We start from the raw sequence: 16,335 nt of genomic DNA, 5'->3' as shown, positions 1-16,335 counted from the left end.
CCAAGCATGGAATTCGCGTTTTATGCGACTGCGATTATTGCGGTACTGGCAACATTGCGTGTCATTACCCATACCAATCCAGTACATGCATTACTGTATCTGATTATCTCGTTACTGGCGGTGGCTGGTGTGTTCTTCTCTCTCGGTGCGTATTTCGCCGGCGCGTTGGAGATTATTGTGTATGCCGGCGCCATTATGGTGCTGTTTGTCTTCGTGGTGATGATGCTGAACCTCGGCCACTCGGTAGTGGATCAGGAGAAAGCCTGGTTGAAACCGGGTGTGTGGATCGGGCCCGGCATCCTGTCGCTGGTATTGTTGGGCGTCATTATCAAGGGGATCTTCCGCCTGAACGGCCAGGATATCTCCGGCGGAATGATTGACGCCAAGGCGGTGGGCATCAGCCTGTTCGGTCCGTATGTTCTGGCTGTGGAGTTGGCATCCATGTTGTTGCTGGCCGGTCTGGTGGTGGCGTTCCACATCGGGCGTGAAGATAAGCGCGGCGGTGACGTTCTTGCCAAAGATGACAAAAAATCAACGGAGGAACGCGCATGATACCGCTTCAACATGGCCTGCTGTTGGCAGCCATCCTCTTCGTGCTGGGGCTGACCGGGCTGGTGATTCGTCGCAACCTGCTGTTCATGCTGATCAGCCTGGAAATCATGATCAACGCTTCGGCGCTGGCTTTTGTCGTCGCCGGAAGTTACTGGGGCCAGTCGGATGGTCAGGTGATGTACATTCTGGCCATCACGCTTGCGGCAGCGGAAGCCAGTATCGGTCTGGCGCTGTTGCTCCAGCTTTACCGTCGTCGTCAGACCCTGAATATTGATACTGTCAGTGAGATGCGCGGATGAACTTACTCTATTTAACTATTCTGTTTCCGCTACTCGGATTCTTATTGCTGGCTTTCTCCCGCGGGCGTTGGTCGGAAAACCTGTCCGCCGCCATTGGTGTGGGCTCGGTCGGGTTGGCTGCGTTGGTTGCCTGTAACGCGGCGCTGGATTTTGCCGGCCAGCAGCACGCAGGCGGCGTGACTTTCTTCACTCAGCATTTGTGGACCTGGATGACGGTCGGCAAGTTTGATATCAGCGTGAATCTGGCGCTGGACGGGCTGTCGCTGACGATGCTGTCCGTGGTGACGGGCGTGGGTTTCTTTATCCACCTGTTCGCATCCTGGTATATGCGTGGTGAAGAGGGGTACTCCCGTTTCTTTGCCTACACCAATCTGTTCATCGCCAGTATGGTGGTGCTGGTGCTGGCGGATAACCTGCTGCTGATGTATCTCGGTTGGGAAGGGGTGGGGCTGTGCAGTTATCTGCTGATCGGCTTCTACTACACCAATCCGAAGAACGGTGCAGCGGCCATGAAAGCGTTTATTGTTACCCGTGTAGGGGATGTATTTCTGGCGTTTGCGCTGTTCATCCTGTATCGCGAATTGGGGACATTGAACTTCCGCGAGCTGATGGTGCTGGCGCCGCAGTGTCTGGCCGAAGGGTCGCCGGTTATTACCTGGGCAACCCTGATGTTGCTGGGCGGTGCGGTGGGTAAATCGGCACAGTTGCCGTTGCAGACTTGGCTGGCCGACGCGATGGCGGGCCCGACCCCAGTTTCCGCGCTGATCCATGCTGCGACGATGGTGACTGCCGGCGTATATTTGATAGCACGCACGCACGGTCTGTTCCTGATGGCGCCGGATGTGTTGAATCTGGTGGGTGTCGTTGGGGCTGTGACCCTGTTGCTGGCTGGTTTCGCTGCGCTGGTGCAAACCGATATCAAGCGCGTGCTGGCGTACTCCACCATGAGCCAGATCGGTTACATGTTTCTGGCGTTGGGCGTTCAGGCGTGGGATGCGGCGATCTTCCACCTGATGACCCATGCATTCTTCAAGGCGCTGTTGTTCCTGTCATCCGGCTCGGTAATTCTGGCCTGTCACCATGAACAGAACATCTTCAAGATGGGCGGTTTACGTAAGACAATTCCGTTGGTGTATGTGTGCTTCCTGGTTGGTGGTTCGGCGCTGGCGGCGCTGCCGCTGGTGACGGCTGGTTTCTTCAGTAAGGATGAGATTCTGGCCGGCGCCTGGGCCAACGGTCATCTTAATCTGGTAGTTGCCGGTCTGGCCGGGGCGTTCATGACGTCGCTCTATACCTTCCGGATGATTTTTATCGTGTTCCATGGCGAAGAAAAAACCAAGGCTCACGCCGGCAAGGGGATCTCGCATCATCTGCCGCTGCTGGTGCTGATGGTGCTGTCCACCTTTGTGGGCGCCATGATTGTGCCTCCTTTGCATGGCGTTCTGCCTGCGACCACTGAATTGGAACATGGGCAAGTCATGATGCTGGAAATCGCTTCCGGCGTAGTGGCTATCGTCGGTATTTTGCTGGCCGCCGCACTGTGGCTTGGCAAGCGTCAAACGGTCAACGCGGTTGCTGACAGTGCGCCCGGGCGTTTCTTCTCTACCTGGTGGTTCCATGCCTGGGGCTTTGACTGGCTGTACGACAAAGTTTTTGTCAAACCGTATCTGGCTATCGCGACGCTGTTGCAGCGAGACCCGTTGAATGCGCTGATGAATATTCCAGCCATACTGGTTCGCTGGGGCAACCGTGCTTTGCTTGTCAGCGAGAACGGTCAATTGCGCTGGTATGTTGCCTCAATGGGTGTTGGTGCCGTGGTGGTGCTGGCGCTGCTGTTGCTGGTATAGGTTTCGGTAACGCAGAGGGGCGGGGGCGAGGCCACATCGAGCAGCCTCCGCAGGCAGCAAGTTTTTCGTTTTCTTTAATTTAGGGACACAAAACGCCATGCTACTACCTTGGCTGATTCTTCTCCCCTTTATCGGCGGCCTGCTGTGTTGGCAGCTCGAGCGTTTTGGCACGCGGGTGCCGCGCTGGATCGCACTGATCTCCATGGGGCTGACACTGGTGCTGTCGTTGCAGTTGTGGCTGCAGGGCGGTTTCTCACTGAGTACGCCGTCGGGGTTGCCCCAATGGCAATCGGAGTACAACCTGCCGTGGATACCGCGCTTTGGTATCTCTACTCATCTGGCGCTGGATGGGCTATCGCTATTGATGGTGGTGCTGACCGGCCTGCTGGGTGTGTTGGCTATTCTCTGTTCCTGGAATGAAATCCAGCGTTATCAGGGCTTTTTCCACCTGAATCTGCTGTGGATCCTGGGCGGTGTTATCGGCGTATTCCTGGCTATCGACATGTTCCTGTTCTTCTTCTTCTGGGAAATGATGTTGGTGCCGATGTACTTCCTGATCGCGCTCTGGGGTCACAAAGGATCGGATGGGAAAACTCGTATTGCGGCGGCCACCAAGTTCTTTATTTATACGCAGGCCAGCGGCCTGGTGATGTTGATCTCCATTCTGGCGCTGGTGTTCGTGCATCATAACGCTACCGGCGAGTGGTCGTTCGATTATCAACAGCTGTTGAAAACGCCGATGTCGTTCGGGCTTGAGTATGCGCTGATGCTGGGCTTCTTCGTCGCTTTCGCAGTAAAAATGCCGCTGGTGCCGCTGCACGGCTGGCTGCCGGATGCCCATAGTCAGGCGCCGACGGCCGGTTCTGTGGATCTGGCCGGTATTCTTCTGAAAACGGCGGCCTACGGCCTGCTGCGTTTCAGTCTGCCGCTGTTCCCGAATGCGTCTCATGCGTTTGCGCCGGTGGCGATGTGGTTTGGCGTCATCGGTATTTTCTACGGTGCTTGGATGGCGTTCAAACAGACGGATATCAAACGCCTGATCGCCTATACCTCGGTATCCCACATGGGGTTTGTGATGATTGCCATCTACACCGGCAATCAACTGGCCTATCAGGGTGCGGTGGTGCAGATGATTGCACACGGCCTGTCCGCCGCCGGGATGTTCATCATCTGCGGCCAGCTTTATGAACGCCTGCACACGCGCGATATGCGTCAGATGGGGGGGCTGTGGAGCCGAATCCGTTATCTGCCGGCGCTGTCGCTGTTCTTTGCCGTCGCAACGTTAGGTATGCCAGGCACCGGCAACTTTGTCGGCGAATTCATGATTCTGTTCGGCAGTTACCAGATCGTTCCGGTGATCACGGTGGTTTCCACTTTTGGGCTGGTATTTGCCTCCGTTTATTCGCTGATCATGATGCAGCGCGCGTTTTATGGCGCACCCAAATCGGATGAAGCGTTGGCGGGCATGTCGCCCCGTGAGCTGTCGCTCATTCTGCTGCTGGTTGTTCTGTTGGTGCTGCTGGGTGTGTATCCGCAGCCGATTCTGGATACCTCCAGTGCGGCGATGACCAATATCCAGCAATGGTTTACGTCATCGATTCAGGGTTCAACAATTTCAACGACAGGGCTGTAATTCGCCATGACAATAACTCTTCAACAATTGATCGCGCTCTCGCCGCTGTTAATCGTCGGATTGACGGTGGTGGTTGTGATGCTGTGCATTGCGTGGCGACGCAACCATTTCGTCAATGCGACACTGACGGTCATTGGTCTGAACATCGCGCTGCTTTCGCTGTATCTGGTGAGCCAGGCCGGTACGATGGACGTTACTCCGTTGCTGCGCGTGGACGGGTTCTCGATGTTCTATACCGGGCTGGTGCTGGCTGCCAGCCTGGCGACCAGTACGTTCGCCTATCCGTGGCTGGAAGGGTATCCGGATAATAAAGACGAGTTCTATCTGCTGGTGTTGATTGCCGCCATGGGGGGCATCTTGCTGGCCAGCGCCAACCATCTGATGGCGTTGTTCATCGGTATCGAGCTGATCTCTCTGCCGTTATTCGGTCTGGTAGGGTATGCCTTCCGTCAGAAACGCTCACTGGAAGCCGGCATCAAATACATGCTGTTGTCGGCGGGAGCCTCTTCCTTCCTGCTGTTTGGTATGGCGCTGGTTTACGCGGATTCCGGTAGCCTGAGCTTCGCCAGTCTGGGTAAAAGCCTGAGTGATCACCAAATCCATACGCCGCTGTTGTTGGCCGGCCTGGGGATGATGGTGGTCGGTCTGGGCTTCAAACTGTCGTTGGTACCGTTTCACTTATGGACGCCTGATGTGTATCAGGGGGCGCCGGCGCCGGTTTCCACTTTCCTGGCGACGGCCAGTAAGATCGCCATTTTTGGTGCTGTGATGCGTTTGTTCCTGTATGCGCCGATGGTGGATAGCGAATCAGTACGTACTGCATTGGGTATTATTGCGTTTGCCTCTATTTTGTTCGGTAATTTGATGGCGGTCGCACAGAGCAATATCAAACGCCTGCTGGGGTATTCGTCCATTGCGCATCTGGGGTATTTGCTGGTGGCATTGATCGCCGTGCAGTCGCATCAGCTGGCGTTGGAAACTATCGGCGTCTATCTGACCGGCTATCTGTTTAGCAGTCTGGGCGCATTCGGTGTCGTCAGCCTGATGTCCAGTCCGTACAGCGGCCCTGATGCTGATTCATTGTTTTCCTACCGCGGCCTGTTCTGGCACAAGCCGATTCTGTCTGCGGTGATGACGGTGATGATGCTTTCCCTGGCGGGTATTCCGATGACGCTAGGCTTCTTCGGGAAATTCTATGTGTTGGCGGTTGGCGTCAACGCGCACCTGTGGTGGCTGACGGCCGCGGTGGTAGTGGGCAGCGCCATCGGCCTTTATTACTATCTGCGTGTGATGGTTAGCCTGTATCTGACCGCGCCGCAAACGCTGAAACGCGATACGCCAAGCAACTGGGCGCTAACGGCGGGTGGTGTGGTGGTACTGATTTCTTCGGTATTAGTGTTGATTTTGGGGATCTACCCACAGCCGTTAATTACGTTGGTGCAACTGGCGCAGCCACTGATGTGACCGGCGTTTAGACGTTGAAAAGCCGCGGCATTGACCGTAATGTCGAGCGTTTAAGAGTGACTTGAACGATCCTGCCAATAAGAGACAATCCAGAGTCAGTTTCCCGACTCTGGATTTTTTTATGTCTGAACACAATATGGATTTCGTTGTTGATGCGTTTTCTTCTGAACGGGATGCCTTCCCCCGCAGGCTGATGCGAGCGTTGTTGAAATCATGCCTGGTATTTTTATGCGCAATGTTTTTTTGCATTAATGGGCGAAGCGACGGCAACGTCCGGTGGCAGAAGGAAAACGGGAAATATCGAAAGATGGAGAGTATCGACAGGGTAATGAATGGTGTTTGGTGCGAGATAATATTCAGGTAATAAAAAACCGCCTTGTACTGTGGCGGTTTTTTAAATCAGGTTACGGCTATCAGAACGGGCTGATGATGGAACCGATACGTTCACAGTAGCTGACATAAACATCACCCAGTTTCTTGAACAGATTGCTAACGTTGCGAAATACGCTCATGGTGGCCTCTCGATGTACAGTTTATGTGATTTTTGTCACGCTTTTAGCGTAGTCAATTGGTTGCTCGAAGACAAGTTTTTTGTGACTTAAATCACAAAAAAATAAGCGCGAGGCGTACAAAACGCCCCGAGTCCGGCTGAGAAGGTGGAAAGAGCGGAGGGAAGTGATGAAAGCGCGTCGTCAGCTATAGCTTAATCACGCCATCAATCAGCGTAGTGCTGTACCCGCCGATCCACGGTTGATCGTCTATCCAGGTGACGTGAACCTGCCCGTTCCTATGAAGCATCGTGCCCTGGCGAACCCGATAACCGTGCTGTCTGGCTGTAGGGTGTTGGCTCGGATATTGATGTATGACCCGGGCGATGCAGGCATTGGCGCTGCCAGTTACCGGGTCTTCGATCAGGGTATCGTCCAGCATGAAAAATGTACGGACTTCGTAATCCGCGATGGCAGGGGCCGCATGCGGGCCATAAATCGCGATGCCATCGGTCTGACAGTGGTCGAGCAATTGTTTTAGTAGCCTGATATCCGGACGGACGTCGAGGCAAGCCTGAGCACTGTGCAGACGCACGGTCAGCCAGCGGATACCCATGCTGACATTGATCGGCGGGAATGACCTATCGCGGGCATGGCTGCCTAGCGCGTGGTCGATCAGCAGGGAATGCGCGGGATCGATCGTTATCAATTTTGCATCCGGCGCCCTGAAAGCCAGCTTGCCGTCGTGATGGATAGAGATCGGCACCAGGCCCACGCCGCATTGCTGGATAAGCTGCCCGGGAGTGCGCGGCTTTAGCCCTGCCTCCAATAACGCATAGGCGGTTCCCAGCGTCGGGTGCCCGGCGAAAGGAATTTCCGATGAGGGCGTGAAGATTCTTACCCGATAGTCTGCCGCAGGGTCGTCCGGCATCAGTACGAAGGTGGTCTCGGACAAGTTCGTCCATCGGGCGATGGATTGCAGCTGCTCGTCGGTTAATCCATCCGCTTCCAAAATCACCGCCAGCGGGTTGCCCTGGCAGGGATGATTGCTGAAAACGTCAATCTGTTTGAATTTTCGTTGTCGTGACATTCTGTGTTCCTGTTGCTGTTTCTCGGCGGCGATGGCTATCGCGGTGCGGGTGGAAGGGGGCGCTGGTGGTGAATATTTGTACAAACATGGTCGGGATTCTCGCTTCCAGCTGTGGCATAATGCGAGCCAAATCACAATTTAGTCGAGAATGTGCTGTGCTAGCCACTAACAATATCACGATGCAATTCGGCAGTAAGCCGTTGTTTGAAAACATCTCTGTCAAATTTGGCGGCGGTAATCGCTATGGTCTTATCGGCGCCAACGGGTGCGGTAAATCCACCTTTATGAAGATCCTCGGCGGCGATCTGACGCCGACCGCCGGGAATGTCGCTCTCGACCCTAACGAGCGTATTGGTAAATTGCGCCAGGATCAGTTCGCCTTTGAAAAATACACGGTGCTGGACACGGTGATCATGGGGCATACCGAACTGTGGGCGGTAAAAGAAGAACGCGATCGTATTTATGCCTCCGGCGATATGAGCGAAGCGGACGGCTATCGTGTTGCCGATCTGGAAGTGCAGTACGGGGAAATGGACGGCTACAGCGCCGAAGCGCGGGCGGGAGAACTCCTGTTGGGGGTAGGCATTCCGCTGGAACAGCACTATGGCCTGATGAGCGAAGTCGCACCCGGCTGGAAGCTGCGCGTGTTGCTGGCGCAGGCGCTGTTCTCCAATCCCGATATTCTGTTGCTCGACGAACCGACCAACAACCTGGGATATCGACACCATCCGCTGGCTGGAGCAGGTGCTGAACGAGCGCAACAGTACCATGATCATCATTTCCCATGACCGTCACTTTCTGAATATGGTGTGCACCCATATGGCGGATCTGGACTACGGCGAACTGCGCGTCTATCCCGGCAACTATGACGAATATATGACGGCGGCGACACAGGCGCGTGAGCGCCTGCTGGCGGATAACGCCAAGAAAAAAGCGCAGATTGCCGAGCTGCAATCGTTCGTCAGCCGGTTCAGCGCGAACGCTTCCAAGTCCCGTCAGGCAACTTCCCGTGCCCGGCAGATAGAAAAAATCCAGTTGGAAGAGGTGAAAGCCTCCAGCCGTCAGAACCCGTTCATTCGGTTCGAACAGGATAAGAAGTTGTTCCGCAATGCATTGGAACTGGAAAGCGTAACCAAGGGGTTCGATAATGGCCCGCTGTTCAGCCAGGTCAAAATGCTGGTGGAAGCCGGTGAGAAAGTGGCGGTATTGGGCACCAACGGTATCGGCAAATCGACGTTGATGAAAACGCTGGTCGGTGAGTTGCAGCCGGATGCCGGCAGCCTGAAGTGGGCCGAAAACGCCCATATCGGTTATTACGCACAGGATCACGAATATGAGTTCGCAGAAGATCTGACCGTATTCGATTGGATGAGCCAGTGGAAGCAGGAGAATGACGACGAGCAGGCGGTGCGCAGCGTGCTGGGGCGCCTGCTGTTCTCGCAGGATGACATCCGCAAAAAGGTTAGCGTGCTGTCCGGCGGCGAAAAGGGCCGCATGCTGTTCGGCAAACTGATGATGCAACGCCCGAACGTATTGATTATGGACGAGCCGACCAACCACCTGGATATGGAATCGATCGAATCGTTGAATATGGCGCTGGAGTTGTATCAGGGAACGCTGCTGTTCGTCTCCCACGATCGGGAGTTCGTCAGCTCGCTGGCAACCCGGATTGTGGAAATCATGCCGGGCAAAGTGGTCGATTTCAGCGGTAATTATGATGATTATCTGCGCAGCCGCGGCGTCGAATAAGCGCCGATATTTTGCAGGATTGTTGGTGAGCGTTGCAGGATTATTGGTAAAAACGCCGTTTCGACGGCGTTTTTATCGCATGGAGGCATAATCGATGAGTGAACGGTGTTATGAAAATCGTAATAATCATCGGTATGACGCGCGGTGTGGAATAATGTGTAATGACATTAAGACATCGCAGAATAATCGTCAGAGATATGCAAGATTATTAGGTAAGCCGTCGGTAAAACGACGGCTTTTTTTTATATCATCAAAGAAAAAAATAGAATGAATTTCAATTTTCCGCTATCAGGGGAATAAAAATTAACGCGCTGCTATTACCAGAAAATCTGGCAGGCCATTTTTAACAAATGGAGGAATGTTAACCCGCTCGGTGTTTTTTTAAGTAAAGTATTTAAATTAACCATTCTGCTTAATCGATATTATTCAGAGGAATATCAAGCAGGAAAAATATCACTTTCAGGGTATGGATATTTTAAATTAATCTTTTTAAATCAATATATTGATGTTTGTGATAACAGATATAGGTCACAGTTAAATCGATTAAGCAACGTTAAGTCACCGCAGTCATTCATCTCACGATGAGTGAGATATTTTCTCATTTGATCACAATAATGGTCGAGTTTAAAACGGCGGCTGCGGTGAATATCACAGAAGACATATAAATAGAGAGGTTATTTTCCGTGCGCTTGATGGAGATCAAGTCGGTTAAATTATCTTCCTCATTATCCTATTCCCCACACACTGGTGTGTTACTCCGATTTTATTACAGGAGAATAATAAAGAATGAGTGGGGAAAATATGATGCTTTCCCATCACGGCCTCAATCGTCGTGATTTTATGAAGTTATGTGCAGCACTTGCCGCCACCATGGGGTTGAAGGATGCCGCCGCCGCGGAGATGGCGAAATCGCTGACTTCGCCTCAACGCCCGCCGGTCATCTGGATCGGCGCCCAGGAGTGTACGGGATGTACGGAATCCCTGTTGCGCGCAACGCACCCGACTATCGAGAATCTGCTGTTAAACACCATCTCTCTGGAATACCACGAGGTGCTTTCGGCCGCGTTCGGCGAACAGGCTGAGGAGAACAAGCACCGCGCGATAGAGCAGTACAAAGGCAAGTTCGTGCTGGTGGTGGATGGTTCCATACCGATGAAGGATGGCGGAATCTACTGCATGGTGGCCGGCAAACCGATTGTCGAGCATATTCGTGCCGCGGCGGAACATGCCGCCGCGATCATCGCCGTCGGTTCCTGTTCTGCCTGGGGCGCGTGCCGGCCAGCGGCGTCAACCCGACCGGTGCGGTAAGCCTGCAGGATATTCTGCCGGGTAAAACCGTCATCAATATTCCCGGTTGTCCGCCCAACCCGCACAACTTCCTGGCCACTGTCGCGCACGTTATCACTTACAACCGGGCTCCGGCGCTCGACAGCCAGAACCGCCCGACCTTCGCCTACGCCCGTTTGATCCACGAAAACTGCGAGCGTCGCCCGCACTTCGACGCCGGCCGCTTCGCCAAGGAGTTCGGCGATGAGGGGCATCGTCAGGGCTGGTGCCTGTATCACCTCGGCTGCAAGGGGCCGGAAACCTACGGCAACTGCTCGACGCTGGAATTTTGCGACGTCGGCGGCGGGATCTGGCCGGTAGGGATCGGGCATCCGTGCTACGGCTGCAACGAGAAAGATATCGGTTTCACCAAGGGCATCTTCCAACTGGCGAACGTAGAAAACCCGACCCCTCGGGTCGAGAAGCCTGCGGTCAACAGCCCTGAAGGCGGCAACAGTTCCGCGACGGCCACCGGGCTTATCGGCGGCGTACTGGGTGCGGTGGCCGGCGTCAGCCTGATGGCGGTACGTGAGCTGGGGCGCCAGCAAAAACAGCAGGACGCCGGAAACTCATCCCGGGAGGGCTAAGCCGTGAACAGACGCAATTTTTTCAAGCTGGCGTCCGCGGGAGCGCTGCTGGCGGGTACGCCGCTTGCCAGTCAGGCGGAGGCCACCAACCGGCCGCCGATCCCCGGTGCGCTCGGCATGCTGTACGATTCGACGCTGTGCGTGGGGTGCCAGGCGTGCGTGACCAAATGCCAGCAGCTTAACCAGCTGGACTACAAGCCGGACAGCACGGTCTACAGCGGCGGTGCGGCGACCTGGTCCAACAACGACAAGCTGAGCCCTTACACCAACAATATCATCCAGGTGTGGAGCGATGGCGATGGCAAGCATAAGGATCAGGCCAAAAACGGTTACGCCTACATCAAGAAGCAGTGCATGCACTGCGTCGACCCCAACTGTGTCTCGGTCTGCCCGGTTTCTGCGTTGAAGAAAGACCCGAAAACCGGCGTGGTGCATTACGACGCCAGCATCTGTACCGGTTGTCGCTATTGCATGGTGGCTTGCCCGTTCAATGTGCCCAAGTACGACTACGAAAACCCGCTCGGCAAGTTGCACAAGTGCGAACTGTGCAACCAGCCAGGTTTGGAACGTCTCGATAAAGGCGGCATGCCGGGGTGCGTGGAAGTCTGCCCGACCGGCGCGGTGATTTACGGCACCCGCGAACAGCTGCTGGCGGAAGCGAAACGCCGCCTGGCGCTCAAGCCGGGTGATGAATACGCCTATCCGCGCCAGACGTTGGATCGCAACGACAGCTATCTGCACACCGTTCCCGCCTATGAACGTTACGTGTACGGCGAAGAGGAAGCGGGTGGTACGCAGGTGCTGGTGTTGGCCGGGGTTCCGTACCAAAACCTGGATATGCCGACGCTGGACACGCTGTCCACCGGCGCCCGGTCGGAACATATCCAGCATACGCTCTACAAGGGGATGGTGCTGCCGCTGGCGGTGCTGGCCGGGCTGTCGGTGCTGGTGCATCGCAATACCCGCGCCGAGCGGGAAGAGGGGCACGAATCACAGGAGAATCATCATGACGGCGCATAAAGCGAGTCCGCTGGGAGGGCGGCTGGTGAGCTGGCCCATCATGCTGCTGGCCCCGTTCGTGACGATCTGCGCGATACTGATCGTGAAACGTCTGTTTCTGGGGATTGGTTCCGTCGCGGATCTGAACGGCGGTTATCCGTGGGGCATCTGGATCGCCTTCGACCTGCTGGTCGGCACCGGGTTTGCTTGCGGCGGCTGGGCGCTGGCCTGGGCGGTGTATGTGTTCAACCGCGGCGAATACCACCCGCTGGTGCGTCCGGCGCTGCTGGCCAGTTTGTTCGGCTATTCGCTGGGCGGCCTGTCGATCACCATCGACGTCGGTCGTTACTGGAACCTGCCGTATTTCTACATTCCCGGCTATTTCAATACCAACTCGGTGCTGTTTGAAACCGCGGTGTGTATGACCATCTACATCGGCGTGATGGCGTTGGAATTTGCGCCGGTGGTGCTGGAGCGCTTTGGCTGGCATGTGTCGCTCAAACGTCTCAACAAGGTGATGTTCTTCATCATCGCGTTGGGCGCGCTGCTGCCGACCATGCACCAGTCTTCGATGGGGTCGCTGATGATCTCCGCCGGCTACAAGGTGCATCCGCTGTGGCAGAGCTATGAGTTGCTGCCGCTGCTGTCGCTGCTGACCGCCTTTATCATGGGGTTTTCCATCGTCATCTTCGAAGGCTCGCTGGTGCAGGCCGGGTTGAAGGGGCGAGGCCCGAACGAGCAATCGCTGTTCCGCAAGCTGACGTGTCTTACCGAAGTGCTGGTGCTGCTGTTCGTGGTGCTGCGCTTTGGCGAGATCGTCTGGCATCAGAAAACCGCGCTGCTGTTTGCCGGCGATCGCTATGCCATCACCTTCTGGTGTGAAGCGTTTCTGATGGTATTCCCGCTGGTGTTGCTGCATCTGCCGAATGGCCGCCGCGATGCGCGCTGCCTGTTCCTGGCGGCGGTCAGCATGCTGCTGGGCGCGGCGCTATGGCGTCTGAGCTACTCCCTGCTGGCATTTAACCCCGGCGGCGGCTACCACTATTTTCCCAAGGCACAGGAAATCCTGATTTCCATCGGTTTCGTGGCAATCGAAATCTGCGCCTACATCTTGTTAATCCGTCTGTTGCCGGTACTGCCGGCGCTGGGCGGCGAACATAAGCATCATCAGGCTGAGGTAAAGCATGAGCCAACGCATCACCATTGATCCCATCACCCGTATTGAAGGGCATCTGCGCATTGATTGCGAAATTGAAAACGGAAAAGTGACCAAAGCATGGTCCTCCGGCACCATGTGGCGCGGTATGGAGGAGATCGTCAAAGGGCGCGACCCGCGCGATGCCTGGATGATCGTGCAGCGCATCTGCGGGGTATGCACCACGGTGCATGCCATTGCGTCGGTGCGTGCGGTGGAAAACGCGCTCGGCCTGAACATTCCGGTCAACGCGCAATACATTCGTAACCTGATTTTGGCCGCCCACAGTATCCACGACCATATCGTGCACTTCTATCAGCTCTCTGCGCTGGACTGGGTGGACGTGACATCCGCACTGAAAGCCGATCCGCAGAAAGCGGCGGATCTGCTGAAAGGGCTGTCGGATTGGCCGCTGAATAACGCGGCTGAATTCACCAAGGTGCAGCAGAAACTGAAAGATCTGGTGGCCAGCGGGCAACTCGGCATTTTCGCCAACGGTTACTGGGGGCACCCGGCGATGTCGTTGCCGCCGGAAGTGAACCTGATCGCCGTCGCCCACTACCTGCAAGCGCTGGAGTGCCAGCGTGACGCCAACCGCATCGTCGCCATTCTGGGCGGTAAAACGCCGCATATCCAGAACCTGGCGGTCGGCGGCGTCGCCAACCCGATCAATCTGGACGCGCCCAGCGTGCTCAACCTGGAACGGTTGATGTACGTGAAAAGCTTTATCGACCGTCTGGGGGATTTCATCGAGCAGGTGTACAAGGTGGATTGCGCCGTCATCGCCGCGCACTACCCGCAGTGGCTGACGCTGGGACGCGGCGCGGATCACTATCTGAGCGTGCCGGAGCTGCCCACCGACAACAAGGGCGGCAGCTTCCTGCTGCCGGGCGGCTATCTGGAAAACGGCGATCTGGCCAAATTCCGGCCGATCACCAGCCATAGCGACAAATTCCTGATCGAGGGGATCCGTGAAACCGGCAAACACGCCTGGTATCAGGATGAACAGCCGCTGGCGCCGTGGGAAGGGCTGACCCGGCCGAAATACACCGGCTGGCATGAAGACGGCAAATACTCGTGGGTGAAATCGCCGACGTTCTACGGCAAGACGGTGGAAGTCGGCCCGCTGGCCTGGCTGCTGTGCGGTATGGCGGCTAAACATCAGGGAACGCTGGCGCATTTCAATCAGGTCAAAGCCGCCTATCAGGCACTGAGCGGTCGCCAACTGGAAGAGAAACACCTGCACTCTACATTGGGCCGCATCATCGGCCGTACCGTGCACTGCTGTGTGTTGAAGGATACACTGGCGCAACAGTGGCAGGCGCTGGTGACTAACATCGGCAACGGTGATCATCAGACCTTTATCAAACCGGATCTGTCGCCAAATACTGAGTTTCGCGGCGTCGGTTTCGGCGAGATGCCGCGCGGCATGCTGTCGCACTGGATTGTGTTCAAAGACGGCAAGATCACCAACTATCAGGCGGTGGTGCCTTCAACCTGGACGTCCTGCCCGCGTAACGGCGACGACAAGCCGGGCCCTTACGAACAGTCGCTGGTGGGAACGCCGGTGGCGGATCCGCATAAGCCGCTGGAAGTGGTGCGTACCATCCACTCGTTCGACCCGTGCATGTCCTGTGCGGTGCATGTGGTGGATACGGTTAGCGGTAACGAAGTCACTCGGGTGAAGGTGCTGTAATGAACATACTGGTGTTGGGGATCGGCAATATCCTGCTCATGGATGAAGGGGTGGGGGTACGGTTGGTGGAGGAACTGGAGCGGCGTTATCGCTTCACGCCCGCCATCGATATTCTGGATGGCGGCACGTCCGGCATGGAGCTGCTGGAAAGCATGGCCGGGCGCGATCACCTGATCGTGGCGGACGCGGTGCTGACCGGCAAACCAGCGGGTAGCGTCAGCGTGCTACGCGACGGCGAAGTGCCTGCACTGTTTACCCGCAAGTTGTCTCCACACCAGTTGGGTTTGGCCGATGTGCTGATGGCGCTGCAACTGACCGGCGAGTTTCCCCGCCAGCTTACGCTGGTGGGGGTTGAGCCGGCGTTGCTGGAGTCCGGTATCGGTCTGACGGAAACGGTGGAATGCGCACTGGAAAAAGCGTTGCTGGCGATTTTGGATGCGTTGCGCCAAAGCGGCATTGCGGTATCGGTGATGCCGGTACCGGCAGCGCAGGAGGTGAGCTGTGACTGATGTCTCTTCGGCATCGACGTTATCGTCATCGTCTGAGCAGGATCGGCCCACAATACCCGGTGAGCGCAAAGAAATGCCTCGGGTGATGGGGCATGATCAGTCTCCGGTGGCCTGGCTGGAGGCGGAGTTTTCCCGCATCGCCCGGGAACGGATGCAGTCCCTGCCGTTTTATCGCGCGGGCATTCCGGTACAGGCTTGCGGATTTACCCTGTTTGAACAGCAGTGGTTCGGGTGTCTGTTGACGCCGTGGATGATGAGCCTGGTGGTGTTGCCGGGGCCGCAGCAACAGTGGCCGCGCAGAACGGTGTCGGACAAGCTGGCGCTGAGCCTGCCGTGCGGCGACGTCGGGTTTATCGTCGGTGCGACCGACGACGGCAGCCAGTACCTGACCTGTTCGCTGATGTCGCCGCTGGATACGGCGCTGGATGCGGAGCAGGCGGTGCGACTGGCGGAGCAGAGCGCGCGCATGGCGTTGTCTCTGCCGGTGGCGGATGCCGCCGCGCCGCAGAACCCGGGCCGACGGGCGCTGTTCGGCCGTTATCGGAGTCAGTAGCATGCATGAAATTTCCATGTGCTATAACGCGCTGGAACTGATAGAGCAACAGGCGCGCCAGCATGGCGCCCGTAAAGTCACCGGTGTGTGGCTGGAAATCGGCGCGTTGTCCTGTATCGAGGAGAGCGCCTTGCGCTTTTGTTTTGAATCCGTCTGTCGGCAAACGCTGGCGGAGGGATGCGAGTTGCACATCGCCATGCGCCCGGCGCAGGCCTGGTGCTGGGCCTGCAGCAGCGCGGTGGAGGTCTCGGCCCATGACGGCGGCTGTCCGAAATGCGGCAGCAACTGCCTGCGGGTGGAGAGCGGCGACAGCCTGCAACTGAAGCAGCTTGCCATTGAATAATGCTG

12 protein-coding genes and 3 pseudogenes are annotated in these 16,335 nt (G+C 56.4%); 14 read left to right on the top strand and 1 reads right to left on the bottom strand.

Annotated elements, in window-relative coordinates:
- Positions 1-6: 6 nt before the first annotated feature.
- The 5 genes from nuoJ (at position 7) to nuoN (ending at position 5,795) form a co-directional block, all read left to right on the top strand.
- Positions 7-552 carry an NADH-quinone oxidoreductase subunit J gene (gene nuoJ / locus DPA2511_RS13065; protein WP_015854225.1) on the top strand — a complete coding sequence of 182 codons (546 nt, stop codon included), beginning with the start codon at positions 7-9 and terminating at the stop codon, positions 550-552.
- Positions 549-851: an NADH-quinone oxidoreductase subunit NuoK gene (nuoK, locus tag DPA2511_RS13060; protein ID WP_015854224.1), complete on the top strand. Its 303-nt coding sequence runs from the start codon at positions 549-551 to the stop codon at positions 849-851. The genes nuoJ and nuoK overlap by 4 nt, the downstream gene beginning before the upstream one ends.
- On the top strand, positions 848-2,698 hold the full coding sequence (nuoL, locus tag DPA2511_RS13055) for an NADH-quinone oxidoreductase subunit L (RefSeq protein ID WP_015854223.1): 1,851 nt from the start codon (positions 848-850) through the stop codon (positions 2,696-2,698). Before nuoK ends, nuoL begins: the two co-directional genes overlap by 4 nt.
- A gap of 97 nt (positions 2,699-2,795) precedes the next feature.
- Positions 2,796-4,331, top strand: a complete 1,536-nt coding sequence (gene nuoM, locus DPA2511_RS13050; RefSeq protein ID WP_015854222.1) for an NADH-quinone oxidoreductase subunit M — start codon at positions 2,796-2,798, stop codon at positions 4,329-4,331.
- 6 nt (positions 4,332-4,337) lie between these two features.
- Entirely contained in the window at positions 4,338-5,795 is a 1,458-nt protein-coding gene (gene nuoN / locus DPA2511_RS13045; RefSeq protein WP_015854221.1) for an NADH-quinone oxidoreductase subunit NuoN, read from the top strand.
- 696 nt (positions 5,796-6,491) lie between these two features.
- Here the strand turns inward: nuoN and DPA2511_RS13030 are convergent.
- Entirely contained in the window at positions 6,492-7,373 is an 882-nt protein-coding gene (locus DPA2511_RS13030; RefSeq protein WP_015854219.1) for a PhzF family phenazine biosynthesis protein, read from the bottom strand.
- Positions 7,374-7,492: 119 nt separating this feature from the next.
- Here DPA2511_RS13030 and DPA2511_RS21760 point away from each other — a divergent pair.
- From DPA2511_RS21760 to hypA, 9 genes and pseudogenes are all read left to right on the top strand, one after another.
- Positions 7,493-9,122 (top strand): annotated as a pseudogene (locus DPA2511_RS21760) (ABC-F family ATPase).
- Between the two features lie 786 nt (positions 9,123-9,908).
- A pseudogene (locus tag DPA2511_RS24260) lies at positions 9,909-9,977 on the top strand (hypothetical protein); the annotation flags it as partial.
- 15 nt (positions 9,978-9,992) lie between these two features.
- Positions 9,993-11,035, top strand: a pseudogene (gene hybO / locus DPA2511_RS21755) (hydrogenase 2 small subunit).
- Positions 11,036-11,038: 3 nt separating this feature from the next.
- The gene (gene hybA / locus DPA2511_RS13015) at positions 11,039-12,055 is read left to right on the top strand and encodes a hydrogenase 2 operon protein HybA (RefSeq protein ID WP_015854216.1); all 1,017 of its coding nucleotides are present in this window, start codon (positions 11,039-11,041) and stop codon (positions 12,053-12,055) included.
- Positions 12,042-13,241 (top strand): Ni/Fe-hydrogenase cytochrome b subunit, encoded by a 1,200-nt coding sequence (gene hybB, locus DPA2511_RS13010; protein WP_015854215.1) that lies wholly within the window; start codon positions 12,042-12,044, stop codon positions 13,239-13,241. The genes hybA and hybB overlap by 14 nt, the downstream gene beginning before the upstream one ends.
- Entirely contained in the window at positions 13,219-14,925 is a 1,707-nt protein-coding gene (gene hybC / locus DPA2511_RS13005) for a hydrogenase 2 large subunit (RefSeq protein ID WP_015854214.1), read from the top strand. The genes hybB and hybC overlap by 23 nt, the downstream gene beginning before the upstream one ends.
- Entirely contained in the window at positions 14,925-15,434 is a 510-nt protein-coding gene (locus DPA2511_RS13000) for a HyaD/HybD family hydrogenase maturation endopeptidase (RefSeq protein ID WP_015854213.1), read from the top strand. The genes hybC and DPA2511_RS13000 overlap by 1 nt, the downstream gene beginning before the upstream one ends.
- Before the next feature lie 73 nt (positions 15,435-15,507).
- Complete coding sequence (gene hybE, locus DPA2511_RS12995) at positions 15,508-15,987, top strand: hydrogenase-2 assembly chaperone (protein ID WP_026595194.1); 480 nt, start codon at positions 15,508-15,510, stop codon at positions 15,985-15,987.
- Between the two features lies 1 nt (position 15,988).
- On the top strand, positions 15,989-16,330 hold the full coding sequence (hypA, locus tag DPA2511_RS12990; RefSeq protein ID WP_015854211.1) for a hydrogenase maturation nickel metallochaperone HypA: 342 nt from the start codon (positions 15,989-15,991) through the stop codon (positions 16,328-16,330).
- Positions 16,331-16,335: the final 5 nt, after the last annotated feature.

It is taken from the genome of Musicola paradisiaca NCPPB 2511, from assembly GCF_000400505.1.
In the GTDB taxonomy this organism is placed as follows: Bacteria; Pseudomonadota; Gammaproteobacteria; order Enterobacterales; family Enterobacteriaceae; genus Musicola; species Musicola paradisiaca.
The sequence above is the reverse complement of the archived record's forward strand: the minus strand, read 5'-3'. Positions and strand labels throughout refer to the sequence as shown.

Coding starts and splice junctions, on each gene's coding strand:
- nuoJ (WP_015854225.1), top strand. CDS start 7: ATGGAATTCGCGTTTTATGCGACTGCGATTATTGCGGTACTGGCAACA.
- nuoK (WP_015854224.1), top strand. CDS start 549: ATGATACCGCTTCAACATGGCCTGCTGTTGGCAGCCATCCTCTTCGTG.
- nuoL (WP_015854223.1), top strand. CDS start 848: ATGAACTTACTCTATTTAACTATTCTGTTTCCGCTACTCGGATTCTTA.
- nuoM (WP_015854222.1), top strand. CDS start 2,796: ATGCTACTACCTTGGCTGATTCTTCTCCCCTTTATCGGCGGCCTGCTG.
- nuoN (WP_015854221.1), top strand. CDS start 4,338: ATGACAATAACTCTTCAACAATTGATCGCGCTCTCGCCGCTGTTAATC.
- DPA2511_RS13030 (WP_015854219.1), bottom strand. CDS start 7,373: ATGTCACGACAACGAAAATTCAAACAGATTGACGTTTTCAGCAATCAT.
- hybB (WP_015854215.1), top strand. CDS start 12,042: ATGACGGCGCATAAAGCGAGTCCGCTGGGAGGGCGGCTGGTGAGCTGG.
- hybC (WP_015854214.1), top strand. CDS start 13,219: ATGAGCCAACGCATCACCATTGATCCCATCACCCGTATTGAAGGGCAT.
- DPA2511_RS13000 (WP_015854213.1), top strand. CDS start 14,925: ATGAACATACTGGTGTTGGGGATCGGCAATATCCTGCTCATGGATGAA.
- hybE (WP_026595194.1), top strand. CDS start 15,508: ATGCCTCGGGTGATGGGGCATGATCAGTCTCCGGTGGCCTGGCTGGAG.
- hypA (WP_015854211.1), top strand. CDS start 15,989: ATGCATGAAATTTCCATGTGCTATAACGCGCTGGAACTGATAGAGCAA.